Below are 26,040 nucleotides of genomic sequence, written 5' to 3'. Positions count from 1 at the left end.
CGGCGCGCCGACGGCGGCAGCGACCGCCGCTGGGTACGCTGAAGCCGTGAGCGCAGAGACCCAGAACACCGAGAAGCGCCTGAGCGCGCAGTCCAACGACTCCAGCTTCGAGAACATCTGGCAGGAGCTGAAGTGGCGTGGCCTGGTCCACGTCTCCACCGACGAGGCCTCCCTGGAGCAGGCCCTCGTCGAGGGCTCGGTGAGCTACTACTGCGGCTTCGACCCGACCGCTCCGTCCCTGCACCTGGGCCACCTCGTGCAGCTGCTGCTGATGCGTCGCCTGCAGCTGGCCGGCCATCGGCCCTACGCGCTGGTGGGCGGTGCGACCGGCCTGATCGGCGACCCGCGTCAGACCTCCGAGCGTGTACTGAACACCCGCGAGGTCGTGGCCGAGTGGGTGGACTCCCTGCGCGAGCAGATCCGCCCGTACCTGTCCTTCGAAGGTGAGAACGCGGCCACCATGGTGAACAACCTGGACTGGACCGCGCAGATGTCCGCCCTGGACTTCCTGCGCGAGGTCGGAAAGAACTTCCGCGTGGGCACCATGGTCAAGAAGGAGATCGTGGCCAAGCGCCTGCACTCGGACGAGGGGATCTCCTACACGGAATTCTCCTACCAGGTGCTGCAGGGCAACGACTACCTTGAGCTGTTCCGCCGCCACGGCATCACCCTGCAGTCCGGCGGTTCGGACCAATGGGGCAACCTGACCTCCGGCACGGAGCTGATCCGCAAGGTGGAGGGAGAGCACGTGCACGCCCTGGGCACCCCGTTGATCACCAACGCGGACGGAACCAAGTTCGGCAAGTCCGAGGGCAACGCCGTGTGGCTCGACGCCTCGATGTGCTCTCCATACGCCTTCTACCAGTTCTGGCTCAACACGGCCGACGCGGACGTGGTGGACCGCCTCAAGGTCTTCACGTTCCTGACCCGTGCACAGATCGAGGAGTATGCACAGAAGGTGGCGGACGAGCCGTTCCGACGTGAGGCGCAGAAGCGCCTGGCCTGGGAGGTCACCACGCTGGCCCACGGTGAGGCGGCGACCCAGGCCGTGATCGACGCGTCCGCCGCGGTGTTCGGAGGCGGAGACCTGTCCGCGGTGGAGCCGGAGACCTTGGAGTCGGTGTTGTCCGAGCTTGACCACCAGGCGGACACCTCGGTCTGGTCCCGAAGGGAAGACGGCCGCGTCTCCATCATCGATCTGCTGGTCTCCTCCGGCCTGGCCTCTTCGAACTCCGAGGCCCGACGCATCATCAAGGACGGCGGAGCGTCCGTGAACAACGTCAAGGTGACGGATATCGAGCAGACGTTCGGCTCTGGCGACGCCCTCGCCGGCCGCTGGCTGCTCATCCGCCGGGGGAAGAAGAACATGGCTGCCGCAGACCTGTCCCTCTGACACGTCCGGGGAGCCGGCAGAGGACCGCTGCCCTGTCCCTCTGACACGTCCGCGGAGCCGGCAGAGGACCGCTGCCGATCGCTCCCGCCCTGTCCCGACGACGGCGTACGCCCGGAAGTGGTCGAGGTCACCTGGCACGGTGGCCCGCCATGGGATGAGAGCGCTGGCTCGGAAGGCCTCGTTCTCCGCAGGATTCCGCGGAGAACGAGGCCTTCGGCATGTGTGGACACCCCGATTTTGCGTGTGGGTGGGGATGTGTGTAGAGTTCTTTCTCGTGCTGAGGCGCGGAACGGATCAGTTCGCAGCGTCGGAGTGAGTACCACGGTTTCCGTAGAAAACACGAGAAACAAGCGGTTGTTGGCCGTGTTCACGTCAGCATCCCGGTCATTTCCTTGGGGAAGTGAAGGGGTATTCTTGAAGAGCTGATCGCCTGGTGTGTCAGTGCGGTTCGTGTCTGGGGTCGTGGAGGCCTTCTGGTTCGTGCCGGCTGGTGTGAGTCCTGGAGGATCCGGTTGGCAGTGTTGCTGCCAGCGGTTGGGTTTGACAGGGACCGGGTTGGTGGTGGTAAGGTTAATCCTTGTCTGCCACGGCCGGATGGTGAATGACTTGAGAACATCAAGTTGACACTCTCTGGTCGGTCGGCTAAGATGGAGAAGTTGCTCCGGAGTGAAGCGCCGCGATGGCGGGTCGAGCTGAGTGTCGGAAGCGCCTGTTGTTTGAGAACTCAATAGTGTGCCAAGTTTGTTGATGCCAATTATTTATTGATTGGTGGCTGTCGGCGGACGCACCCCCGTGTGTCTGTGTCGATGGCGTGCCAGTGATTGAATTGACTGGTTGATGGTTTTTCCGGCTGTTGACTGGTTGTTCTGTAATTTTTTTACGGAGAGTTTGATCCTGGCTCAGGATGAACGCTGGCGGCGTGCTTAACACATGCAAGTCGAACGATGAAGCTCCAGCTTGCTGGGGTGGATTAGTGGCGAACGGGTGAGTAACACGTGAGTAACCTGCCCTTGACTCTGGGATAAGCCTTGGAAACGGGGTCTAATACCGGATAGGAGCATTCACCGCATGGTGGGTGTTGGAAAGAATTTCGGTCTTGGATGGACTCGCGGCCCATCAGCTTGTTGGTGAGGTAATGGCTCACCAAGGCGACGACGGGTAGCCGGCCTGAGAGGGTGACCGGCCACACTGGGACTGAGACACGGCCCAGACTCCTACGGGAGGCAGCAGTGGGGAATATTGCACAATGGGCGCAAGCCTGATGCAGCGACGCCGCGTGAGGGATGACGGCCTTCGGGTTGTAAACCTCTTTCAGTAGGGAAGAAGCGAAAGTGACGGTACCTGCAGAAGAAGCACCGGCTAACTACGTGCCAGCAGCCGCGGTAATACGTAGGGTGCGAGCGTTATCCGGAATTATTGGGCGTAAAGAGCTCGTAGGCGGTTTGTCGCGTCTGCCGTGAAAGTCCGGGGCTTAACTCCGGATCTGCGGTGGGTACGGGCAGACTAGAGTGCAGTAGGGGAGACTGGAATTCCTGGTGTAGCGGTGGAATGCGCAGATATCAGGAGGAACACCGATGGCGAAGGCAGGTCTCTGGGCTGTAACTGACGCTGAGGAGCGAAAGCATGGGGAGCGAACAGGATTAGATACCCTGGTAGTCCATGCCGTAAACGTTGGGCACTAGGTGTGGGGGCCATTCCACGGTTTCCGCGCCGCAGCTAACGCATTAAGTGCCCCGCCTGGGGAGTACGGCCGCAAGGCTAAAACTCAAAGGAATTGACGGGGGCCCGCACAAGCGGCGGAGCATGCGGATTAATTCGATGCAACGCGAAGAACCTTACCAAGGCTTGACATGTTCTCGTTCGCCGTAGAGATACGGTTTCCCCTTTGGGGCGGGTTCACAGGTGGTGCATGGTTGTCGTCAGCTCGTGTCGTGAGATGTTGGGTTAAGTCCCGCAACGAGCGCAACCCCTGTTCTATGTTGCCAGCACGTGATGGTGGGGACTCATGGGAGACTGCCGGGGTCAACTCGGAGGAAGGTGGGGACGACGTCAAATCATCATGCCCCTTATGTCTTGGGCTTCACGCATGCTACAATGGCCGGTACAATGGGTTGCGATACTGTGAGGTGGAGCTAATCCCAAAAAGCCGGTCTCAGTTCGGATTGGGGTCTGCAACTCGACCCCATGAAGTTGGAGTCGCTAGTAATCGCAGATCAGCAACGCTGCGGTGAATACGTTCCCGGGCCTTGTACACACCGCCCGTCAAGTCACGAAAGTCGGTAACACCCGAAGCCGGTGGCCTAACCCTTGTGGAAGGAGCCGTCGAAGGTGGGACTGGCGATTGGGACTAAGTCGTAACAAGGTAGCCGTACCGGAAGGTGCGGCTGGATCACCTCCTTTCTAAGGAGCATTTAGTGCCGATGGCATCACCGAGTGTGTGATGGTCGGTTGCTCATGGGTGGAACATCAATGAATGGTGCCAGTGGTGGTGCCGGCGTCTGGTGAGTACGCAGCTCTTGTGGGTTGTTGGAAAGCTTTGGGTGCTGGTGGTGCGTGCTGGTGTTGGCACACTGTTGGGTTTTGGGACAGCAGGCACATCCTGTGTGGGTGTGACGTTGTTTCCTGGTTGAGTCTTCGCATGGTGAAGCATCGACTGTGTGTTGGTGTGGGGCTGTGTGGGGGTTGTTGTTTGAGAACTGCATAGTGGACGCGAGCATCTTATTTTTGTTGCTGCATCGTTGATCTGAGTGTCCCACGTTGTGTGGGGTGTTTGGTGAGGTGTGGTGATGCCGAGAATGATGTCATCTTATGCTCATTTTTTGGACTTCTAGTGTTTGGAAGTTTCTAAGGGCGCATGGTGGATGCCTTGGCAACAGGAGCCGAAGAAGGACGTGGGAATCTGCGATAAGCCTGGTGGAGTCGATAACCGGACGTTGAGACCAGGATTTCCGAATGGGGAAACCCCGCACGACGTGTCGTGTGACCACCGGTTGAACACATAGGCCGGTTGGGGGGAACGTGGGGAAGTGAAACATCTCAGTACCCACAGGAAGAGAAAACAAAAGTGATTCCGTGAGTAGTGGCGAGCGAAAGCGGATGGGGCTAAACCGTATGTGTGTGATACCCGGCAGGGGTTGCATGTGCGGTGTTGTGGGCCTGCTCTTGGCGTGTCTGCCGGCACGTCGCGGTGAGGTGCGGGCGTATAGACGAACGATCTTGGATGGTCGACCGTAGAGGGTGACAGTCCCGTAGTTGTAATGCGTTCCGCCGCTGTTGAGTGGTTGCCCGAGTAGGACGGGGCTCGAGGAATCCCGTGTGAATCTGCCAGGACCACCTGGTAAGCCTGAATACTACCTGTTGACCGATAGTGAATCAGTACCGTGAGGGAATGGTGAAAAGTACCCCGGGAGGGGAGTGAAATAGTACCTGAAACCATGTGCCTACAAACCGTTGGAGCCTGCGTGTTCAGGTGACAGCGTGCCTTTTGAAGAATGAGCCTGCGAGTTAGTGATACGTGGCGAGGTTAACCCGTGTGGGGTAGCCGTAGCGAAAGCGAGTCTGAATAGGGCGTTGAGTCGCGTGTCCTAGACCCGAAGCGGAGTGATCTACCCATGGCCAGGTTGAAGCGCGTGTAAGAGCGCGTGGAGGACCGAACCCACTTCAGTTGAAAATGGAGGGGATGAGCTGTGGGTAGGGGTGAAAGGCCAATCAAACTCCGTGATAGCTGGTTCTCCCCGAAATGCATTTAGGTGCAGCGTCACGTGTTTCTTCCCGGAGGTAGAGCTACTGGATGGACGATGGGCCCTACAAGGTTACTGACTTCAGCCAAACTCCGAATGCCGGGTAAGTGAGAGCGTGGCAGTGAGACTGTGGGGGATAAGCTTCATAGTCGAGAGGGAAACAGCCCAGACCACCGGTTAAGGCCCCTAAGCGTGTGCTAAGTGGGAAAGGATGTGGAGTTGCTGAGACAACCAGGAGGTTGGCTTAGAAGCAGCCACCCTTGAAAGAGTGCGTAATAGCTCACTGGTCAAGTGATTCCGCGCCGACAATGTAGCGGGGCTCAAGTACACCGCCGAAGCCGTGGCGTTCAGTTTTTCTGGATGGGTAGGGGAGCGTCGTGCACGAGGTGAAGCCAGCGGGTAACTTCTGGTGGATTGTGCACGAGTGAGAATGCAGGCATGAGTAGCGAAAGACGGGTGAGAAACCCGTCCGCCGGATGACTAAGGGTTCCAGGGTCAAGCTAATCTTCCCTGGGTGAGTCGGGACCTAAGGCGAGGCCGACAGGCGTAGTCGATGGACAACGGGTTGATATTCCCGTACCGGTGAAGGACCGTCCATGCTGATTCGGTGATACTAACCGCCCGAAGCATCCTCGACCTTGTTCTTTGAGCAGGGCGTGTGGTGTGGAGCGCGGGACCTGAACCGAGGAGGCAAGCGCATTAACAGGTGTGACGCAGGAAGGTAGCCGGGCCAGGCAATGGAATCGACCTGGTCTAAGGGTGTAGGGCTGCCGGTAGGTAAATCCGCCGGTTGTGTGCCTGAGACCTGATGGGCGCCCACCATGTGGGTGATCCGGTGATCCTATGCTGCCTAGAAAAGCATCGGCGTGAGGTTCTAGCCGCCCGTACCCGAAACCGACACAGGTAGTCAGGTAGAGAATACTAAGGCGATCGAGAGAATCATGGTTAAGGAACTCGGCAAAATGCCCCCGTAACTTCGGGAGAAGGGGGGCCCTGACCTTGAGCACCACGTGCTGGTGTGAGGGGGTAGGGGCCGCAGAGACCAGGGGGAAGCGACTGTTTATCAAAAACACAGGTCCGTGCGAAGTCGTAAGACGATGTATACGGACTGACTCCTGCCCGGTGCTGGAAGGTTAAGAGGACCCGTTAGCTTCGGCGAAGCGGAGAATTTAAGCCCCAGTAAACGGCGGTGGTAACTATAACCATCCTAAGGTAGCGAAATTCCTTGTCGGGTAAGTTCCGACCTGCACGAATGGAGTAACGACTTCCCCGCTGTCTCAACCGTGAACTCGGCGAAATTGCATTACGAGTAAAGATGCTCGTTACGCGCAGAAGGACGGAAAGACCCCGTGACCTTTACTATAGTTTGGTATTGGTGTTCGGTGTTGCTTGTGTAGGATAGGTGGGAGACTGTGAAGCCGGCACGCCAGTGTTGGTGGAGTCATCGTTGAAATACCACTCTGGTAACTCTGGATATCTAACTTCGGCCCGTGATCCGGGTCAGGGACAGTGCCTGATGGGTAGTTTAACTGGGGCGGTTGCCTCCCAAATGGTAACGGAGGCGCCCAAAGGTTCCCTCAGCCTGGTTGGCAATCAGGTGTTGAGTGCAAGTGCACAAGGGGGCTTGACTGTGAGAGTGGCAGCTCGAGCAGGGACGAAAGTCGGGACTAGTGATCCGGCGGCTCGTTGTGGAACGGCCGTCGCTCAACGGATAAAAGGTACCTCGGGGATAACAGGCTGATCTTGCCCAAGAGTCCATATCGACGGCATGGTTTGGCACCTCGATGTCGGCTCGTCGCATCCTGGGGCTGGAGTTGGTCCCAAGGGTTGGGCTGTTCGCCCATTAAAGCGGTACGCGAGCTGGGTTCAGAACGTCGTGAGACAGTTCGGTCCCTATCCTCTGCGCGCGTTGGAAATTTGAGAAGGTCTGTCCTTAGTACGAGAGGACCGGGACGGACGAACCTCTGGTATGTCAGTTGTACCGCCAGGTGCATGGCTGATTAGCTACGTTCGGGATGGATAACCGCTGAAAGCATCTAAGCGGGAAGCCGGCTTCGAGATGAGATTTCCTTGCCCCTTTGAGGGTGTGAGGCCCCCAGCTAGAACACTGGGTTGATAGGCTGGATGTGGAAGCACGGACTGACGACGTGTGGAGCTGACCAGTACTAATAGGCCGATGACTTACAAACACTTTTGTTGTGGTGTTCGCGTCCACTGTGCGGTTGTCTGATTGCAGCCTTGGGTGACTGTGGTGTATGGTTGCTTGAGCGTGTAAGTGAATATGTGTCGCGATGTGTTGTGACTTGTGAGGTTTACCCGCCCCCGTTCCGTTGTTTGGGTGTTGGGGGGTGTGGTTCTAGGGTTACGGCGGTCATAGCGTGGGGGAAACGCCCGGTTCCATTCCGAACCCGGAAGCTAAGGCCCACAGCGCCGATGGTACTGCAACCGGGAGGTTGTGGGAGAGTAGGTCGCCGCCGGACATTCTTTGTGGGTTGAGGCCCCGTACCTGTGTGGTGCGGGGCCTCCCCTTTTTTCGTGTGGCCTGGTTGTGTTGGTGGCGGGGCTGCCGTGTGGGTGCGGCGTTCGGGTGTGTGTGGGCGTGGTGTGTTGGTGCGCGGGGCCTTCTCTTGCCGGTGCCGGCTGGACCAGTGCCCAGCGCTGTCTCTGGCGGAGGCTGCCCTGGCCTTCTCGTCGTACGATGGGAAGTCGATCCGCTGTGTGCGCGGGCGGCTCCAGCATTCTTCCCTCGAGTAGTAAGGACCCCTGTATGAGCGACTCCCGTGACCGGGACCACCGATCCGTGCACCGTCATGACGATCGTGACGGGGGAGGGGCCCAGAACGGGCGGCGCCGTGGTTCGGGCCAGGGCCGTCCCCTACGTTCGGGCCGTCCTCATCGTGGTGGTCGTGGGCAGGGCGGTGAAGGTCGTCTCGACGGCGACGTCGGCACACGCGGCGGATCAGGTGCCCGTGCCGGCGGAGAGCGTCGTCGTGACGACGAGCGCCGTGGGGGACGTCCTGGGCGCCACGGTCGCGCCGGCGCAGGGAGGGGCCGTGTTGAGAAGTCCACGTCCGGCAAGCCGCCGCACAATCCCAGGGACCTGCGCGCCTCCAACCGTGTGGACCAGGGGCGTTCTCCTGACATCGACGAGGACGTGACCGGCAAGGAACTCGACCGAGCCACGCTCAAGCAGGTCCAGGGTCTTGACGAGAAGCAGGCAGCCTGGGTCTCCAAGCACCTCGTGATGGCCGGCCGTCTCATGTACGACGACCCTGCCCAGGCCTTGCAGCATGCGCTGGCCGCCAGCCGGCGCGGCGGTCGGCTGGCCTGTGTCCGCGAGGCGGTCGCACTGACCGCGTATGCCGCCGGCGAATGGCACGAAGCGCTCCGTGAGTTCCGGACCTACCGCCGCATCACCGGCGACGAGACCCACATCGCTGCGCAGCTCGACTGCGAGCGAGCCCTCGGCCGCTCCGAGAAGGCCGTGAAGCTGGCGTCCGAGATCGACATGGCCACGCTGGACCGGGACGCCCGCGTCGAACTGGTCATGGTGCTCTCCGGAGCCTACGAGGACATCGGCGACCTCGACGCCGCGCGCAAGGCGCTGGAGATTCCTGAGCTCGACCGTCGCCGCGGGTACCCTTTCTCTCCGCGCCTGTTCCAGCGCTACACTGACGTGCTCTCCGCCCTCGGCCAGGAGAAGGAGTCCCGTCAGTGGCAGCACTACGTGCGCGTCGCAGAGAAGGCCCTCGGCATGGGAAGCTTTGCCGACCCTGACATCGTGGACATCGACACCGGCCCATCCGAGGAGGAGCGAGCCGAGCGCCGTGCCGCCCGGGACGCCGAGCGCGCCGCCCGTGCAGAACCCGAGGCGGCAGGCAAGGAAGCCGTCTCAGACACCGACGCTGACGTCGCTGAGGATGGCACCGACGCGGACGCCGCTGAGGATGCCGTGTCCGCGGAGGACGGCGCCGTGGACCCGTCGGAGCGTGACTGATGTCAACTGCGCGGTTCTTCCACGGTCACGACGGCCTGCTCTGCGACCTCGACGGCGTGGTCTACGCCGGCGCCGGTGCCATCCCCGGGGCCGTCGAGTCCCTGGCCGCGCTCATCGAGGCAGGCATCCCGGTCGCCTTCGTCACGAACAACGCCTCGCGGTCCCCGCAGACCGTGGCGGACCACCTGCGAGACCTCGGCGTCCCCACCGACGCCGAGCACGTCTTCGGCTCGGCCCAGGCCGGTGTCGCGCTGCTGCGGCAGCACGTGGCGGCCGGCGCGAGCGTGCTGGCGGTCGGCTCGGACTACCTGGCCGGCCTGCTCGGGGAGTCGGGATACCGCGTCGTCGGCTCGGCATCCGACCGTCCCGACGCGGTCGTGCAGGGGTTCGACCCGTCGGTCGGATGGGCACAGCTGGCGGAAGCCGCCTACGCCGTCAACGCCGGGGCCGTGTGGATCGCCACGAACCTGGACCTGTCCATCCCGCGCGCCGAAGGCGTGGCACCCGGCAACGGCGCCCTCGTCGGAGCGGTCTCCCACGCGACGGGCACCTGCCCGGTGGCGGCCGGCAAGCCGGAGCCCCACCTGTTCCAGACCGCTGCCCGTGAGCTCGGGCTGGTGAATCCGCTGGTCGTGGGGGACCGCCTGGACACGGACATCCGCGGCGGAAACGCCGCGGGCTTCGACACGGTCATGGTGCTCACCGGCATCGACACCCGCCAGTCGGCGGAACAGGCCCCGGAGGCCGACCGCCCCGGCTGGATCGTCGACGACATGACGGCACTGGCCGCCGAGATCGACCGGTGAGGGTCCGCGCAGACGTGGCGCTGGCCGAGCGCGGCCTCGCCCGATCCCGCACCGAGGCGGCCGCCCTCATCAAGTCCGGCCTCGTCCTCGCCGATGGCAGACCCGTCGCCCGGGCCTCCCAGCGCGTCCTGCCGACGACGGCACTCACCGTGGCCGACGACGGTCCACGGTACGTCTCCCGGGCCGCCCACAAGCTCGTCAGCGCCCTGGACGCCTTTCCGGACGTCGCCGTGGCCGGGCGCCGCTGCCTCGACGCCGGCGCCTGCACCGGCGGCTTCACCCACGTCCTCCTGGAACGGGACGCCGCCCACGTCGCGGCGGTGGACGTCGGCCACGGCCAGCTCCATGAGGTGCTGCGCACCGATGACCGCGTCCTCGTCCGGGAAGGGCTGAACGTGCGCACCCTCGTGCCGGAGGACGTCGGCGGTCCCGTGGAGCTGGTCGTCTCCGATCTGTCGTTCATCTCCCTGCGCCTGGTGGTGGACGCCCTTGCCGGCGTCTGCGTCGACGGCGCGGACCTGCTGCTCATGGTCAAGCCGCAGTTCGAGGTGGGCAAGGCCGCCCTGCCGAAGTCGGGCGTCGTGACGGACCCGGCCGACCGTCGTCGTGCGGTGGCGGGGGTGCTGGAGGCGGCCGCGGCCGCCGGACTGGCCCCGCGGGGACTGGCCCGCTCCGGGCTGCCCGGGCAGGACGGCAACGTCGAGTTCTTCCTGCACCTGCGGCGCACGGACGCGCCCGCCTCCGCCGTCCTCGAAGACGTCCCGGGTCATGCCGATGTGGACTGGGCCTGAGGGGTCAGCCCCGCTGACTATGCTGGGACGACCGCGCCGTCGGCCCGCCGGCCGTCGGTGAGACACGTCCGGGAGGAACCCATGTCCGCCACCGCGCCGCGCCGCGCCCTCGTGCTCGCCCACACCGGCCGCCAGGACGCGATCGCCGCCGCCCTGCAGGCCGTCGACATGCTGGAGGACGCCGGGCTGCGCGCCGTCCTCCTCGACACCGATGAGGCCGCCGTCCGCGAGCTCGCCCCCGGCGCCGAGGACTTCGCCCCCGAGATCCTCGGGCGGGACTGCAGCCTCGCGGACATCAGCATCGGCCTCGTCCTGGGCGGCGACGGCTCCGTGCTCCGCGCCGCCGAGCTCGTGCGCGGCTCGCAGGTTCCGCTGGTCGCGGTGAACCTCGGGCACGTCGGCTTCCTGGCCGAGGCCGAGCGCACCGACCTGCAGCACACCGTCGAGGCCGTCGCGGCCGAGCGGTACACCGTGGACGAGCGCATGGCCCTGGACGTGGTGGTCAAGGTCGCAGGGTGCCAGGTCGCCCGCACCTGGGCCCTCAACGAGGCCTCCGTGGAGAAGTCCAGCCGCGAGCGCATGCTCGAGGTGGTGGTGTCCGTGGACGATCACGCGCTGTCCTCCTACGGCTGCGACGGCGTCGTCATGGCCACGCCCACCGGCTCCACCGCCTACGCCTTCTCCGGCGGCGGGCCCGTCGTGTGGCCCGGGGTGGAGGCCCTGCTCTGCGTGCCGATCAGCGCGCACACGCTCTTCTCCCGCCCGCTCGTGGTGGGTCCGGCGTCCACGCTCACCGTGGACGTGCTCACACGGACGAACGAGAACGGCGTCCTCTGGTGCGACGGCCGCCGCACGGTCGAGCTGCCGCCGGAGGCGCGCATCGAGGTCTCCCGCTCCGCTGAGCCGGTGCGCCTGGCCCGTCTGTCCCTGACCCCGTTCTCCGAACGCCTCGTGCGCAAGTTCCAGCTGCCCACCGAGGGCTGGCGCGGTCCCGTCACCGGTGAGGACCGTGCGGAGGCCACCCGCACCGCCGTCGAGACCGTCGAGCCGCGTCACGCGGCCCCCCGTCCGGTCGTCGTGCCGCCGGCCACCGCGGCGCTGCCGGTGGTCGACCTGCGCGGGCAGAGGGGGCCGTCGTCATCCACGGAGGACCGCCCGTGATCGATTACCTGCGCATCGCCGACCTCGGCGTCATCTCCGCCGCGGACGTGGAGCTGGACCCCGGCTTCACCGTCGTCACGGGGGAGACCGGCGCCGGCAAGACGATGGTCGTCACCGCCCTCGGCCTGCTGCTGGGCCGCCGCGCCGACGCGGGCACCGTCCGCCACGGCGCCCGGCGCGCCGTCGTGGACGCAGGCCTGCGCGTATCCGCCGACAGCCGTGCGCTCAGCCTCGCCGAGGCGGCCGGCGCCGTGGTGGAGGCGGAGGACGACGACGGCCCGGTGGACCTGGTCCTGAACCGCACCGTGGCCACGACCTCCGACGGGGGCGGCACCCGCTCCCGGGCGGCCGTCGGCGGCCGTTCGGCCCCCGTGAGCCTGCTCAGCGAGGTGGGCGCCCACCTGGTGGCCGTGCACGGCCAGGCCGACCAGCTGCGCCTGCGGTCCGCCGGAGCCCAGCGCCGGGCCCTGGACGCGTTCGCGGGGGAGGAGTTCGCCGCCGAGCTCGCCGCCTACCGCACCGCACACGCGCGCTGGAAGGGCGCGACCGCGGAGCACGCCGAGCTCACGGCCGCCCTCCAGGAACGCGCTCGTCAGGCGGACGCCCTGCAGCGCAGCCTCGAGGAGATCGACGAGGCCGCCGTGGAACCGGGAGAGGACGAGGCCGTCCGTGCCAGGATCCGCCGGCTGGAGGACCACGAGCAGCTGCGGGCCACCGCCGCCGGTGCCTACGGCCGCCTCTCCGGCGCCGACCCGGACGCGGGCCAGGAGGTGCCCGGGGCGATCGCCCTCGTGGAGTCCGCCCGCCAGGAGCTGCTGGCCGCCCCCGGCGAGGAGGCGGAACTGGACGAGGCCGCCCGCCGGCTCGGCGAGGCAGCCGTGGTGCTCAACGACATCGCCGGCGACATCGCCCGGTACCAGGCCGACCTGGACGCGGATGCCGAAGGCGACCTCGACGCGGCCCAGGCGCGCCTGGCCGAGCTCACCCGGCTGCAGCGACTCTACGGCCCGGAGCTGTCCGACGTGATCGCCTGGGCCGAGCGGGAGCGTCCGCGCCTCGACGAGCTGCAGGGGGACACCGACCGCCTGGACGGACTCGCCGCGCTCATCGAGTCCTCCGGCGCCGAGGTCGCCGAGCGGGCCGCCGCCCTGCGGCGGTTGCGCAGCCAGGCCGCCGCGCGCCTGGAGGAACAGGTCACCGAGGAGCTGCACGCGCTGTTCATGCCGGACGCCTCCTTCCATGTGGGGCTCACCCCGCTGCCGGAGGGGGAGTACGGCCCGCACGGCGCGGACGAGGTGGCCCTGCTGCTGCGCCCCCACGCCGGCGCCGAGCCACGACCCCTGGGCAAGGGCGCCTCCGGCGGCGAGCTCTCCCGCGTGATGCTCGCCCTCGAGGTGGTCCTGGCCGCCACCGACCCCGTCCCGACCTTCGTCTTCGACGAGGTGGACGCCGGCGTGGGCGGCGAGGCCGCGGTGGCCATCGGCGCCCGGCTGGCCCGGCTCGCCGAACACGTGCAGGTCATCTGCGTCACCCACCTGCCGCAGGTCGCCGCCTGCGCGGACCGCCACGTGCACGTGCGCAAGAACTCGGACCCGGACGCCGGCGTCACCACCTCGGACGTGAAGGTCCTGGACGCGGACGAGCGGATCGAGGAGCTGGCACGCATGCTGGCCGGGCACGCGGACTCCACCGCCGCCCGCGCGCACGCCCGGGAGCTGCTGGCCCAGGGTCCACAGGGACACCAGGGGTGAACGGGCCGCGCCCGGTGGTACGCTCGAATTCCGTGGTGCAACGTCATTCTCGTCTTCAGAAGTCCAGCGCGGTCACCCGCCAGATCTTCGTCACCGGTGGCGTGGCGTCCTCTCTCGGTAAGGGCCTCACCGCGTCGTCGCTCGGCCACCTGCTCCGCGCTCGCGGCCTCCGCGTGGTGATGCAGAAGCTCGACCCGTACCTCAACGTCGATCCCGGGACCATGAACCCGTTCCAGCACGGCGAGGTGTTCGTCACTGAGGACGGGGCCGAGACGGACCTCGACATCGGCCACTACGAGCGCTTCCTCGACGAGGACCTCGACGGTGTCAACAACGTCACCACCGGCCAGGTCTACTCCACCGTGATCGCCAAGGAGCGCCGCGGCGAGTACCTCGGCGACACCGTCCAGGTCATCCCGCACATCACGGACGAGATCTGCCGCCGTATGCGCCTTCCCGCCGCCCCGGCGGAGGGGAAGCAGGCCCCGGATGTGATCATCACCGAGATCGGCGGCACCGTCGGCGACATCGAATCCCAGCCGTTCCTCGAGGCCGCCCGCCAGGTCCGCCAGGACATCGGCCGGGAGAACGTCTTCTTCCTGCACGTGTCCCTGGTGCCGTACATCGGCCCGTCGCACGAGCTGAAGACCAAGCCGACCCAGCACTCCGTGGCCTCCCTGCGCAGCATCGGCATCCAGCCGGACGCGATCGTCCTCCGCTCGGACCGCGAGGTCCCGGAGGATGTGCGCGGCAAGATCGCTCGCATGTGCGACGTGCCAGCCGACGCCGTCATCAACTGCCCCGACGCGCCGTCGATCTACGACATCCCGAAGACCATCCACGCCCAGGGTCTCGACGCCTACGCCGTGCAGGCCCTGGACATGAAGTTCAAGGACGTGGACTGGACCCGGTGGGACACGCTCATGGAGGCCGTCCACGAGCCGAGGCACCAGGTCGAGATCGCCCTGGTCGGCAAGTACATCGACCTGCCGGACGCGTACCTGTCCGTCACCGAGGCCCTGCGAGCCGGCGGCTTCGCCCACCAGGCCCGCGTCAGCATCCGCTGGGTCCCCTCGGACGAGTGCGAGACCGCGGAGGGCGCCGCCCAGGCGCTGGCCGGTGTGGACGCGATCTGCGTCCCCGGCGGCTTCGGCATCCGCGGCGTGGACGGCAAGGTCGGCGCCCTGAGACACGCCCGCGAGCACGGCCTGCCGGCCCTCGGCCTCTGCCTCGGCCTGCAGGCCATGGTGATCGAGTACGCCCGCACCGTGCTCGGCTGGGCCGACGCACAGTCCACCGAGTTCGACCAGGACACCGACCACCCCGTGATCGCCACCATGGCCGAGCAGAAGGACATCGTGGCCGGCGAGGGCGACCTCGGCGGCACCATGCGCCTGGGCTCCTACCCGGCGACCCTGGTCCCCGGCTCCGTCGCCGCCGAGGCCTACGGCACCAGCGAGGTCACCGAACGCCACCGCCACCGCTACGAGGTGAACAACCGCTACCGCGGGGAGCTCGAGGAGGCCGGGCTGGTCTTCTCCGGCACCTCCCCGGACGGCTCCCTCGTGGAGTTCGTGGAGCTGCCCAGGGACCAGCACCCGTACTACATCGCCACCCAGGCGCATCCGGAGTTCAAGTCCCGCCCGACGAACGCCCACCCGCTGTTCGCCGGACTGGTCCAGGCCGTCCTCGACAACCGGCAGGACGCCTGAGATGGCACCGAAGCCGCAGCCGGACGCGGCCGCCGACGAGAACCGCCGCCGCGGGCGTGCGCCGCTGCGCGACGTCCACGCACCGCGCAGGGTCAAGAAGGCCAAGACCGTCTTCGAGGGCAGGGTGTGGGACGTGGAGCGGGAGACGTTCCGCATGGACCCCAAGGACAAGGACGCCGATCCGATCGTCCGCGAGGTCCTGATCCATCCCGGTGCCGTCGCCGTCCTGGCCACCCGCACCGCCATGACCTCCGCCGGTCCGCAGGAGCAGGTCGCGCTTCTCCGCCAGTACCGCCACCCGGTCGGCATGGAGCTCTGGGAGATCCCCGCCGGGCTGCGGGACAAGAAGGGCGAAGACCTGCACCAGGTGGCCGTCCGCGAGCTGTGGGAGGAGGCCGACCTGCGCGCCCGAGAATGGCACACCCTGGTCGACTTCTTCACCACCCCCGGCGGCTCCACCGAGGCCATCCGCGTCTTCCTGGCCCGCCAGGTGGAGGAGGTCCCGGAGGGCGAGCGGTTCACCCGCACGGAGGAGGAGGCCCATATGCCGCTGGCCTGGATCGCCGTGGACGAGGTGACCGACGCCGTCCTGGACGGGCGCATCCACAACCCGCAGGCCGTCGTCGCGGTCCTGGCCCTGCACGCCCACCGCGCCCGTGGCTGGCGGCGGCTGCGTCCCGTGGACGCGCCCTTCGTGCCCGGCCGCCAGGACGACCCACGGGGATGAGCACCGAGGACGCCGCGGCACCCTCCGCCGAGCTGACCGACGCCGTCCGGAGGTTCCTCGACCACCTCACGGTCGAGAAGGGCAGGTCCGCGAACACCCTCGCCGCCTACCGCCGTGACCTGGACCGCTACCTGCGCTGGCTGACGGCCTCCGGAGTGACCGCGCCGGAGGACGTGGCCACCGGCCACGTCACCGGCTTCCTGCAGGCGCTGTCCACCGGCGGGGACGGCGGCGCCGCGCTGGCCGTCCGCTCCGCCGCCCGGGTGCTCGTGGCCGTCCGCGGCCTCCATCGGTTCTGGGCCGTCGAGGGCCTTGCCGCGGACGACCCCGCCCGCGCCGTCTCCCCGCCGAAGCCCGGCCGCCGGCTGCCCAAGGCGCTGAGCATCGAGGAGACCACCGCGCTGCTCGAGGCCTGCTCCGAGGACACCCCCACGGGCCTGCGGGACCGCGCGCTGCTGGAGTTCCTCTACGGCACCGGCGCCCGCGTCTCCGAGGCCGTGGGCCTGGACGTGGACGACGTCGTGGGCATCACCGCCGCCCTGTCCGAGAGCACCGGATCCGCCCACCACGACGACGGCCCCGCGCCGGGCCAGCCCGTCGTCCGTCTGTTCGGCAAGGGCTCGAAGGAGCGCGTGGTCCCGGTCGGCCGCTACGCCGCCTCCGCCCTGGACGCCTACCTCGTCCGTGGCCGCCCCGCACTGCTGGCCGGGGCGACGACGTCCACGCCGGCCCTGTTCCTGAACACCCGCGGCGGCCGGCTGTCCCGGCAGTCCGCCTGGGCCGTCATCCGCAGCGCCGCCGAGCGTGCCGGGATCACCGCCGAGGTCTCGCCGCACACCCTGCGCCACTGCTTCGCCACCCACCTGCTCTCCGGCGGCGCCGATGTCCGGGTGGTCCAGGAGCTGCTCGGCCACGCCTCGGTGACCACCACGCAGGTCTACACGCTCGTCACCGTGGACACCCTTCGGGAGGTCTACGCCTCGGCCCACCCGCGGGCCCGGTGAGCCGGATGGGGCGTCGGGCGATGACGGGGCACGACGGGCACGTCCTGCTCGCGGTGTTCGCCGTGCACAACGTGGAGGAACTGGTCACGGGCAGCAGGATCCCACTCGTCGAGGAGACACTGCTGCGCCGGACGGGGCAAGGGCGGCCAGGAGTCTGTGCCCTGGCGGCCCTCACCGGTGCTGCGGCGTCAGTGCCGGCAACCGTCCTCGCACTCCGCGCCGCCCGCACCGTGCGTCCCTGACGACGAACCGCCCGCAGCCGGCGCTCCAGGAGGCCGACCGCGGGCGGTCCGACATGCGACCGGTCAGCCGTTCGGCAGCTCGCGCTGGTCCGGACCGTTGTACTCGGACAGGGGGCGGATCAGGGCGTTCGAGGCACGCTGCTCCATGATGTGCGCGGTCCAGCCGGTGATGCGGGAGGCGATGAAGATCGGCGTGAACATCTCGGTGTCGAAGCCCATCAGGTGATAGGTTGGACCTGCCGGATAGTCCAGGTTCGGCTTGATGTCCTTGGCCTCGCCCATGGCGGCCTCGAGGCCGTCGTACAGGCCGAGCATCTCGTCGCGGCCGTAGTGGGCGATCATGCGGTCCAGGGCGGCCTTCATGGTCGGTACACGGGAGTCGCCGTTCTTGTAGACGCGGTGGCCGAAGCCCATGATCTTCTTCTTCTGGGCCAGGGCGTCCTCCATCCAGGCCTTCGCGCGGCCGGCGGCGTCCTCGCGGGACTCCTCCTTGCGGATGCCGATCTCGTCGAAGGTGTGCATGACCGCCTCGTTCGCGCCGCCGTGCAGCGGGCCCTTGAGGGCGCCGATGGCGCCGGTCACGGCCGAGTGCAGGTCGGACAGGGTCGAGGTGATCACACGGGCGGTGAAGGTCGACGCGTTGAAGGAGTGCTCCGCGTAGAGGACCATCGACACGCGGAACGCGTCGACGACCTCCTCCGGCTGCTCCTCACCGAAGGTCATCCACAGGAAGTTCGCGGAGTAGTCCAGATCCGCGTTCGGCTCCACGACGTCCTGGCCGCGGCGCCGGCGCTGGTCGTAGGCAACGACCGCCGGGAACGCGGCGAAGAGGGCCTTGGCCTTCTCCAGCTCGGCCTCCGGGGAGGAGTCCTCCGCCTTCGGGTGGTTCGCGCCCAGCACGGAGACCGCGGTGCGGCCCACGTCCATCGGGTGGCAGTCGGTCGGCAGCAGGTCGATGGCCTGCTTCACGTTCGGGTCCAGGGCGCGGTGTGCGCGCTCGAACTCCTGGAACTCCTGCAGCTCCGACTCGGACGGCAGCTCGCCGTTCCACAGCAGCAGGGCGACGGCCTCGAACGGCAGGCTCTTCGCGAGGTCCTGCACCGGGTAGCCGCGGTAGAGCAGGGAGTTGGTCTCCGGGTTCACCTTGGAGACGGCCGTGTGGTCCACGACGACGCCGGCGAGTCCCTTCTTGATCTCGTCAGACATGGTGTCCCTCCTTGGGGGAACGGCCGGCGGCGCGGCGTGGGGGAGCCGCGCCGCCGGCGGGATGGTCAGAGGTTGGCGTTGTTGGAGTCGATGTCGAGCGTCGGGACCTCGAAGTTGAAGATCCCGGTGTCGAACCGGTTGTACGCCTCGTAGTCCACGAGCTCGTACAGGCGGGCACGGGTGAGCATCTGGTCCAGCTGCGACTGCTGGGTGCCCTCGGTGCGGATCGCGTCGAGCACACGCTCGGACGCGCCCATCGAGGAGCGCAGCAGGGTCACGGGGTAGATCACCATGGACACGCCGGCGTCGGCGAGCTGGTCACGGGTGAACAGCTCCGACTTGCCGAACTCGGTCATGTTCGCCAGGACCGGGACGCCCAGCGGCTCCAGCTCGCGGCAGACGGTCTCGAACTCGCCGAGGTCCTTGAGGGCCTCCGGGAAGATCGCGTCGGCACCGGCCTCCACGAGGGCCTTCATGCGGGCGATCGCCGCGTCCAGGCCCTCCACGGCGCGCAGGTCGGTGCGCGCCATGACGAGGAAGTTCGGGTCCCGACGGGCGTCCACGGCGGCGCGGATGCGCTTGACCGCGGTCTCGAGGTCCACCATGTTCTTGCCGTCCAGGTGGCCGCAGCGCTTCGGGTTGAACTGGTCCTCGATGTGGCAGCCGGCCAGGCCGGCGTCCTCGAGCTCCTGGATGGTGCGGGCGACGTTCATCGGCTCGCCGAACCCGGTGTCCGCATCGATGATGCAGGGCAGGTCCGTGAGGCGGGCGATCTGGCCGCCGCGGGCCGCGACCTCGGTCAGGGTGGTCAGGCCCACGTCCGGCAGGCCCAGCTCATTGGCCAGGACCGCACCGGAGATGTAGACGCCCGGGAACCCCTTCTCCTCGATCAGCCGCGCGGTGAGCGGGGTGAACGCGCCCGGGAACTGGGCGGCTCCGCCCTCGGCGAGCGTCGCGCGCAGGTTCTTGCGCTTCTGCTCGGCGGTGAGCTTGGAGTACAGCATCAGAAGAGTCCCTTCGGGGCGTCGGCCAGGTCCTGCTCGGTCAGCCAGGCCGGGTCGGCCTTGACGTTGAGCTGGTCCAGCTCGCCGGCCTTCAGCTCCGACAGGCGCTGCACGGCGTCCAGGAAGCGGTCCTGCTCCTCCGGGGTCACGATGCCCTCGGCCAGGGAGCGGAACTTCTGGATGTACTGCTCGCGGGCGAACGGACGCGCGCCCAGCGGGTGGGCGTCGGCCACGGCGATCTCGTCCGTGATGACGGTGCCGTCGGCGAGGGTGATCTCCACCGCACCGCCGAAGGCCTTCTCGTCCAGGTCCATCGAGTGGTAGCGGCGGGTCCACTCCTGGTCCTCGACGGTGGTCACCTTGTGCCACAGGGCGACGGTGTCCTCGCGGCCGGCGCGCTCCGGGGCGTAGGAGTCCACGTGGTGCCAGGAGCCGTCCTGCAGGGCGACGGTGAAGATGTACGGGATCGAGTGGTCGAGGGTCTCGCGGGAGGCCTTCGGGTCGTACTTCTGCGGGTCGTTGGCGCCCGAGCCGATCACGTAGTGGGTGTGGTGCGAGGTCTTGATGAGCACCGACTCCACGTTCTTCGGGTCGGTGGCCTCCGGGTGCTCCTTGTGGAGCTTGCGGGCCAGGTCGATCCAGGCCTGGGCCTGGTACTCGGCGGAGTGCTCCTTGGTGTAGGTGTCCAGGATGCCGCGCTTGGCCTCGCCCTTCTCCGGCAGCGGGACCTCGTAGCGGGCGTCCGGGCCGTCGAGCATCCAGGCGATGACGCCGTCCTCGCCCTCGTAGATCGGGACCGGGGAGGTCTGGCCCCGCATGGCGCGGTCGGCGGCCTCGACGGCCATCTTGCCGGCGAACGCCGGAGCGTGGGCCTTCCAGGTCGAGATCTCGCCCTTGCGGGACTGGCGGGTGGCGGTGGTGGTGTGCAGGCCCTGGCCGATCGCCTGGAAGACGGTCTCGGTGTCCAGGCCCAGCAGGGTGCCGATGCCGGCGGAGGCCGACGGGCCGATGTGCGCGACGTGGTCGATCTTGTGCTTGTGCAGGCAGATCGACTTCACGAGGTCCACCTGGACCTCGTAGCCGGTGGCGATGCCGCGCACCAGGTCCTTGCCGGAGCGGCCGGTGTGCTGCGCGACGGCCAGGATCGGCGGGATGTTGTCGCCCGGGTGGGAGTACTCGGCGGCCAGGAACGTGTCGTGGTAGTCCAGCTCGCGGACGGCCACGCCGTTGGCCCAGGCGGCCCACTCGGGGGAGACCTTCTGGTCGATGCCGAAGACGGTGGCGCCCTCGCCGTTGGCGGAGACCGGGTGGGACATGGCCTGCGCACGGGCGGCGACGATCGGGCCGCGCTTCAGGGAGGCGACGGCGACGGAGGCGTTGTCGATGATGCGGTTGACGATCATCTCCTCCACCTCGGCCTCGACCTCGACGGGGTCGACGGCGACCTCGGCGAGCTTCCAGGCGAGCTGGTCCTCGCGGGGGAGGTTCTCCTCGGAGCGGTAGACGCGGACTTCGTGGTTCTTCATCGGTTCTCCTTCGACGATGCGGTCAAGAGTGTGTCGGTGTGGTCGGGGGTCGTACGGCTGGTCAGGTGGCTGAAGGCGTGGTGCAGGTGCACCCGCGTGGTGGCCTCCGCCAGGTCGCCGGCGCCCGAGGCCACCGCGGAGGCGATGTCCGCGTGCTCGGCGGCCGAGACGGCGAGGCGGGCCGGGTCGTTGGCGGACAGGCGGCGCAGCCGGGACAGGTGCAGGCGCAGGGTCCGCAGCGCGGAGACGAGGTAGGGGTTGGAGGCCGCCTCGTCCAGGGCGGCGTCCAGGTCCGAGGCCATGTCGTAGTACTCGGAGGGGTCGGCGCCCCCGTCGAGCGCGTCGGCGGCGGCGGTGAAGCGCTCGGCGAGGGCCCGGAAGCGGTCCGCGGTCTCGCCGTGCGCGCGCTCGGCGGCCCGGCGGGCCAGGAGCGACTCGAGTGCGATGCGCAGGTCGAACAGCTGGTCCGCCTGCTTGAGGGAGAGGTCTGCGACGAGGACCCCGCGGCCGCCGCCCTGCTCGGCCAGGCCGTCCGCCACCAGCTTGGAGAGGGCCTCGCGCACGGGCGTGCGGGAGATGCCGAGGCGCTCGGCCTGGTCCACCTCGCCCAGCACGGTGCCGGGCGGCAGCGTCCAGTCCAGGATCTCGGACCGGAGCGTGTGGTACGCCCTCTCGCTTGCTCGCATGCCATCAGTGTATACAGAAGCACCCGAGGGTGGGGAACCTCTTGGGGTCGATTCCGTGTCACATGGGTGAAATGTATACATGGACCTTGTCTGCCTGTGACTGAGGACACTACTCTCAGGGTATGGCGACCCATGATGCTTCCACCACCCTCACCACCGGTGCCTACGCCCAGGCGCACGCCCGGTCCCTGTCCGACCCGGAGGGCTTCTGGCTGGCGGCCGCCCAGGCGATCGACTGGACGACCCCGCCCACCCAGGCCGTCGACGACTCCGACGCTCCGCTCTACCGCTGGTTCCCCGACGGCGTGATGAACACGGCGTACAACTGCCTCGACCGTCACTTCGAGGCCGGCCGCGGCGACGCCGTCGCCCTCATCCACGACTCGGCGATGACCGGCGAGGTCACCGAGTACACCTATGCGCAGCTCACCGAGGAGGTCGCCGCGCTCGCCGGGGCCCTGGCCGCCGAGGGGGTGGGCAGGGGTGACCGCGTCCTGGTCTACCTGCCGATGATCGCCGAGGCGCCCATCGCGATGCTCGCCTGCGCCCGCCTGGGCGCCGTCCACTCCGTGGTGTTCGGCGGCTTCGCGCCCAAGGAGCTCGCGACCCGCATCGACGATGCCGCGCCGGACGTCGTCCTGACCTGCTCGGGCGGCATCGAGCCCCGCCGTCGGGTCGAGTACCTCCCCGCCGTGGCCGAGGCCCTCGAGGAGGCGCAGCACACCGTCCGCACCGTGCTGGTGCACCACCGCGACGGCTTCGAGGCCTCCCTCGCCGACGTGTCCGACCGCGGCGGTGCGCAGTGGAAGGACTGGGGCGAGGCCGTTACCGCAGCCGAGCCGGCGGCCCCGGTGGACGTGAAGGCCACCGACCCGCTCTACGTCCTCTACACCTCCGGCACCACCGGCAAGCCCAAGGGCGTGGTGCGCGACAACGGCGGCCACGCGGTGGCGCTGCGCTGGACCATGGAGAACATCTACGACGTGGGCCCGGGCGAGGTCATGTTCACCGCCTCGGACGTGGGCTGGGTCGTGGGCCACTCCTACATCGTCTACGCCCCCCTGCTGGCCGGCGCCACCACGGTCCTGTACGAGGGCAAGCCGGTGGGCACCCCGGACGCCGGCGCGTTCTGGCGCGTCATCTCCCAGCACGGCGCCAAGTCCTTCTTCACCGCCCCGACCGCCCTGCGCGCCATCCGCCGCGCGGACCCGGACGGCGAGCTGAAGGACCAGTACGACATCTCCTGCCTCAAGGTCCTCTACGCCGCCGGCGAGCGCCTGGACCCGGAGACCCAGAAGTGGGCCGAGGCGCTCCTGGAGATCCCGGTCGTCGACCACTGGTGGCAGACCGAGACCGGCTGGGCCGTCGCGGCCAATCCGGTGGGCCTGGAGCAGCTGCCCGTGAAGACCGGCTCCTCCTCGGTGCCGTCCCCGGGCTATGACATCGTCGTGCTCGACGGCATGGGCGAGCCGGTGGAGGCCGGGGTGGAGGGCAACATCGCCGTCCGCCTGCCGATGCCGCCCGGCACCCTGCAGACCCTGTGGGGCGACGACCAGCGCTTCATCGACTCGTACCTCTCCGCGTTCGAGGGCCACTACGCCACGGGCGACTCGGGCATCGTGGACGAGGACGGCTACGTGTTCGTCCTGGGCCGCACCGACGACGTCATCAACGTCTCCGGCCACCGCCTGTCCACCGGCGTGCTCGAGGCCGCCCTCGCCACGCACCCGGCCGTCGCCGAGTGCTGCGTGATCGGCCTCGCGGACGACTTCAAGGGCCAGCGCCCCGCCGGCTACGTGGTCCTCAAGTCCGGCGTGGACACGCCGCAGCCGGGCTCGGACGAGGAGGCCGCCCTGTACGACGAGTTCAAGCAGGCGGTGCGCCGCGGCGTGGGTCCGGTGGCGGACTTCCGGGACGTCGCGATCGTCGAGGCCCTGCCCAAGACCCGCTCCGGCAAGATCCTGCGCAAGACCATGCGGCAGATGGCCGACGGCGAGGAGTACACCGTGCCCTCGACCATCGAGGACCCCTCGGTGCTCGACAGCCTGAAGCCGCTGCTCTCGCCGCGCGGCTGACCGACCGACGCCGATCGTCTGAGGAGGGATGACGATGCAGCAGCGGATCACACGACGGACGGCGCTGGCGCTGGGGGCACTGCTCCCGGCGGCGGCGCTGTCCGCCTGCTCCGACGAGGGAGCCGAGACCCCCGACACCCCCGCGCCGGACGGGACGTCCTCGGGCACGGCCGGCACCGAGCCCGAGGCCCTGCACGGCGTGGTGCTCGGCGACGAGCGCGACGACGTGGGCGACCACCTCACCGTCCGGGTGGCGCAGCAGTGGCGGCCCGAGCCCCGGGAGCCGGGGCCGGTCGGCGGGGGACCGGGCCTGCGGATCCTGCAGCCCGAGGACGACGACGCCCGCCCGGCCCCGGAACTGGGCTACGTCCTCCCGGGGTCGGGCATGGGCGAGGCGGCCGTCCGCATGCCGGCCCGCCCCGACGTCGTGGAGGTCCTCGACGCGCACGAGCTCACCGAGGACGCCTGGCCGGAGCTCGCCGACGCCGGCGATCGCCTGGTGCTCGTCACCTGGATCCAGGAGCAGGCACGGGTGGAGCACTACGGCCCCGAGGAGCCGGAGCTGCGTCACGTGCTCGAGATCGCCGTGTGCCGGGTCCCGCAGGACGCCGACCCCGCCGCCCTCGAGACCCCGCAGGGCGGGCGGTCGCCGGGCGACCTGAAGCAGCTCGTGCACCCGCCGGGACTTCCCGTGGAGACGGACGACGGCGTGCTCATCGCCTGGACCAGGGCGTTCGTCACCCAGGACGCCGCCGAGGAGCTGACCGGCGGGACCGGGATCGAGGCGGTCCGCGAGGTCGTCGGCACCGATCCCGTCCGGCAGGCCCAGGCCATGCTCGCCTCGCTGCGCGTCAGCGGCACCCCCGGACCGCCGTTCACCTGGGACACGGACTGGCACACCAGGGTCTCCTGACCCGGCGACCGCCTTCGGGCACCGCAGCTCGTCCCCGCCTCCGGTGACCGCGTCCGGCGTCTCTGGCCGGGGGACTCCGGTCGGCGACCCCGGACGCGGGGGAGAGGCGTGACGGAGGCGAGCGGCCGTCGTCGTGGTGCCCGGCCTCGGCACGATCCGCGGGCAGGGTCTACTGTGGAGTCCGAGCAGAACGGCTCCGGCCGCCTCCCACGCCGCACCGGCGCGGGACGCGCAGAGGACGCCGCCCCCAGCCACCCGCCCCGGACGGCCGCCCACGTGCCGCCGAAGGGCAGAAGGAGTCGCAGCCCCGTGTCGAAGTACGACCCGATCCCCGTGATGACCGTCAAGGGCGAGCCGGTCCTGGGCCCCACCGGACGGCCCAAGCACGACTTCCCCGAGCCCCGCCCGCTGGACGGCCACGGCCCGGCCCGCATCATCTCGATGGTGAACCAGAAGGGCGGCGTCGGGAAGACGACCTCCACCATCAACCTCGGCGCGGCCCTGGCCAGCTACGGCCGCCGCGTGCTCATGGTGGACTTCGACCCCCAGGGCGCCCTCTCGGCCGGCCTCGGCACCAGCCCCCACGACCTCGACGTCACCGTCTACAACGTCCTGATGGAGCGCAAGACCTCCGCGAAGGACGCGATCCTGGAGACCGAGTTCGAGAACATGGACCTCCTCCCGGCGAACATCGACCTGTCCGCCGCCGAGGTGCAGCTCGTCAACGAGGTCGCCCGCGAGCAGGTGCTCGAGCGGGCCCTGCGCCAGGTGCGCGACGACTACGACGTCGTCCTCATCGACTGCCAGCCGTCCCTCGGCCTGCTCACCGTCAACGCGCTGACCGCCTCCCACGGCGTCATCATCCCGCTGACCGCCGAGTTCTTCGCCCTGCGCGCCGTCGCGCTGCTCGTGGAGACCATCGAGAAGGTGCAGGACCGCCTCAACCCGGACCTGGAGATCGACGGCGTGCTCGCGACCATGTTCGACCAGCGCACGCTGCACTCCAAGGAGGTCGTGGGCTCGCTCGTCGCCGGCTTCGGGGACAAGGTCTTCGAGACCGTCATCAAGCGCTCCATCAAGTTCGCCGACGCCACGGTCGCCGCCACCCCGATCACCCTGTTCGCCGAGAACCACGACGGCTCCAAGGCCTACCGGCAGCTCGCCCGCGAGCTCATCTGCCGCGGCGGAGCGCCGTGACCGGCTGACATCCCCCACGCCGGGCGGGCCGAAGCTCACACCGGCGGACCGCGACGGGCGCGCGACGATCTGCGAGAATGGCAGTTCGATGCGCGCCCGACGTGCGTCA

Annotated in this window: 16 protein-coding genes and 3 rRNA genes; 15 read left to right on the top strand and 4 right to left on the bottom strand. The window is 68.2% G+C overall.

Going from position 1 to position 26,040, the window contains the following annotated elements; all coding sequences use genetic code 11:
• The first annotated feature begins 46 nt into the window (after window positions 1-46).
• From tyrS to xerD, 12 genes are all read left to right on the top strand, one after another.
• The gene (gene tyrS / locus CEQ11_RS09180; RefSeq protein WP_088478415.1) at window positions 47-1,393 is read left to right on the top strand and encodes a tyrosine--tRNA ligase; all 1,347 of its coding nucleotides are present in this window, start codon (window positions 47-49) and stop codon (window positions 1,391-1,393) included.
• 876 nt (window positions 1,394-2,269) lie between these two features.
• Window positions 2,270-3,793 (top strand): 16S ribosomal RNA (locus CEQ11_RS09175).
• Between the two features lie 434 nt (window positions 3,794-4,227).
• Window positions 4,228-7,322 (top strand): 23S ribosomal RNA (locus CEQ11_RS09170).
• A gap of 174 nt (window positions 7,323-7,496) precedes the next feature.
• Window positions 7,497-7,613, top strand: a 5S ribosomal RNA gene (gene rrf, locus CEQ11_RS09165).
• Together the 16S, 23S and 5S rRNA genes form the textbook arrangement of a ribosomal RNA operon.
• Before the next feature lie 674 nt (window positions 7,614-8,287).
• A complete protein-coding gene (locus tag CEQ11_RS09155) occupies window positions 8,288-9,130 on the top strand; it encodes a hypothetical protein (protein WP_088478413.1) in 843 nt (280 codons plus the stop codon).
• Entirely contained in the window at window positions 9,130-9,936 is an 807-nt protein-coding gene (locus CEQ11_RS09150; RefSeq protein WP_088478412.1) for an HAD-IIA family hydrolase, read from the top strand. Before CEQ11_RS09155 ends, CEQ11_RS09150 begins: the two co-directional genes overlap by 1 nt.
• Window positions 9,933-10,727: a TlyA family RNA methyltransferase gene (locus tag CEQ11_RS09145; protein ID WP_088478411.1), complete on the top strand. Its 795-nt coding sequence runs from the start codon at window positions 9,933-9,935 to the stop codon at window positions 10,725-10,727. The genes CEQ11_RS09150 and CEQ11_RS09145 overlap by 4 nt, the downstream gene beginning before the upstream one ends.
• An 81-nt stretch (window positions 10,728-10,808) precedes the next feature.
• The gene (locus CEQ11_RS09140; protein ID WP_088478410.1) at window positions 10,809-11,888 is read left to right on the top strand and encodes an NAD kinase; all 1,080 of its coding nucleotides are present in this window, start codon (window positions 10,809-10,811) and stop codon (window positions 11,886-11,888) included.
• Window positions 11,885-13,639 carry a DNA repair protein RecN gene (recN, locus tag CEQ11_RS09135; RefSeq protein ID WP_088478409.1) on the top strand — a complete coding sequence of 585 codons (1,755 nt, stop codon included), beginning with the start codon at window positions 11,885-11,887 and terminating at the stop codon, window positions 13,637-13,639. Before CEQ11_RS09140 ends, recN begins: the two co-directional genes overlap by 4 nt.
• 14 nt (window positions 13,640-13,653) lie before the next feature.
• Window positions 13,654-15,351 carry a CTP synthase gene (locus tag CEQ11_RS09130; protein WP_067191138.1) on the top strand — a complete coding sequence of 566 codons (1,698 nt, stop codon included), beginning with the start codon at window positions 13,654-13,656 and terminating at the stop codon, window positions 15,349-15,351.
• A 1-nt stretch (window position 15,352) separates the two neighbouring features.
• Window positions 15,353-16,078 carry an NUDIX hydrolase gene (locus tag CEQ11_RS09125; RefSeq protein ID WP_082739887.1) on the top strand — a complete coding sequence of 242 codons (726 nt, stop codon included), beginning with the start codon at window positions 15,353-15,355 and terminating at the stop codon, window positions 16,076-16,078.
• On the top strand, window positions 16,075-17,082 hold the full coding sequence (xerD, locus tag CEQ11_RS09120; RefSeq protein WP_088478408.1) for a site-specific tyrosine recombinase XerD: 1,008 nt from the start codon (window positions 16,075-16,077) through the stop codon (window positions 17,080-17,082). The genes CEQ11_RS09125 and xerD overlap by 4 nt, the downstream gene beginning before the upstream one ends.
• Before the next feature lie 305 nt (window positions 17,083-17,387).
• On the opposite strand, the gene CEQ11_RS09110 is transcribed toward xerD, so the two are convergent.
• The 4 genes from CEQ11_RS09110 to CEQ11_RS09095 all read right to left on the bottom strand — a co-directional run bounded on the left by CEQ11_RS09110 (window position 17,388) and on the right by CEQ11_RS09095 (window position 21,746).
• On the bottom strand, window positions 17,388-18,530 hold the full coding sequence (locus CEQ11_RS09110; RefSeq protein ID WP_102957513.1) for a bifunctional 2-methylcitrate synthase/citrate synthase: 1,143 nt from the start codon (window positions 18,528-18,530) through the stop codon (window positions 17,388-17,390).
• A gap of 65 nt (window positions 18,531-18,595) precedes the next feature.
• Window positions 18,596-19,534: a methylisocitrate lyase gene (gene prpB / locus CEQ11_RS09105; protein WP_088478406.1), complete on the bottom strand. Its 939-nt coding sequence runs from the start codon at window positions 19,532-19,534 to the stop codon at window positions 18,596-18,598.
• Window positions 19,534-21,060 (bottom strand): MmgE/PrpD family protein, encoded by a 1,527-nt coding sequence (locus CEQ11_RS09100; RefSeq protein ID WP_088478405.1) that lies wholly within the window; start codon window positions 21,058-21,060, stop codon window positions 19,534-19,536. Before CEQ11_RS09100 ends, prpB begins: the two co-directional genes overlap by 1 nt.
• The gene (locus CEQ11_RS09095) at window positions 21,057-21,746 is read right to left on the bottom strand and encodes a GntR family transcriptional regulator (RefSeq protein ID WP_088478404.1); all 690 of its coding nucleotides are present in this window, start codon (window positions 21,744-21,746) and stop codon (window positions 21,057-21,059) included. Before CEQ11_RS09095 ends, CEQ11_RS09100 begins: the two co-directional genes overlap by 4 nt.
• Window positions 21,747-21,868: 122 nt before the next feature.
• Here CEQ11_RS09095 and CEQ11_RS09090 point away from each other — a divergent pair, with 122 nt between their 5' ends.
• The 3 genes from CEQ11_RS09090 to CEQ11_RS09080 all read left to right on the top strand — a co-directional run bounded on the left by CEQ11_RS09090 (window position 21,869) and on the right by CEQ11_RS09080 (window position 25,931).
• Window positions 21,869-23,821, top strand: a complete 1,953-nt coding sequence (locus CEQ11_RS09090) for an AMP-binding protein (RefSeq protein WP_088478403.1) — start codon at window positions 21,869-21,871, stop codon at window positions 23,819-23,821.
• Window positions 23,822-23,849: 28 nt separating this feature from the next.
• A complete protein-coding gene (locus CEQ11_RS09085) occupies window positions 23,850-24,734 on the top strand; it encodes a hypothetical protein (protein WP_088478402.1) in 885 nt (294 codons plus the stop codon).
• Window positions 24,735-25,070: 336 nt separating this feature from the next.
• Window positions 25,071-25,931: a ParA family protein gene (locus tag CEQ11_RS09080; RefSeq protein ID WP_088478997.1), complete on the top strand. Its 861-nt coding sequence runs from the start codon at window positions 25,071-25,073 to the stop codon at window positions 25,929-25,931.
• The last annotated feature ends 109 nt before the right edge of the window (window positions 25,932-26,040 follow it).

The organism is Micrococcus sp. FDAARGOS_333 (assembly GCF_002206575.2).
In the GTDB taxonomy this organism is placed as follows: domain Bacteria; phylum Actinomycetota; class Actinomycetes; order Actinomycetales; family Micrococcaceae; genus Micrococcus; species Micrococcus lylae.
This window is presented reverse-complemented; position numbering and strand designations above follow the sequence as displayed.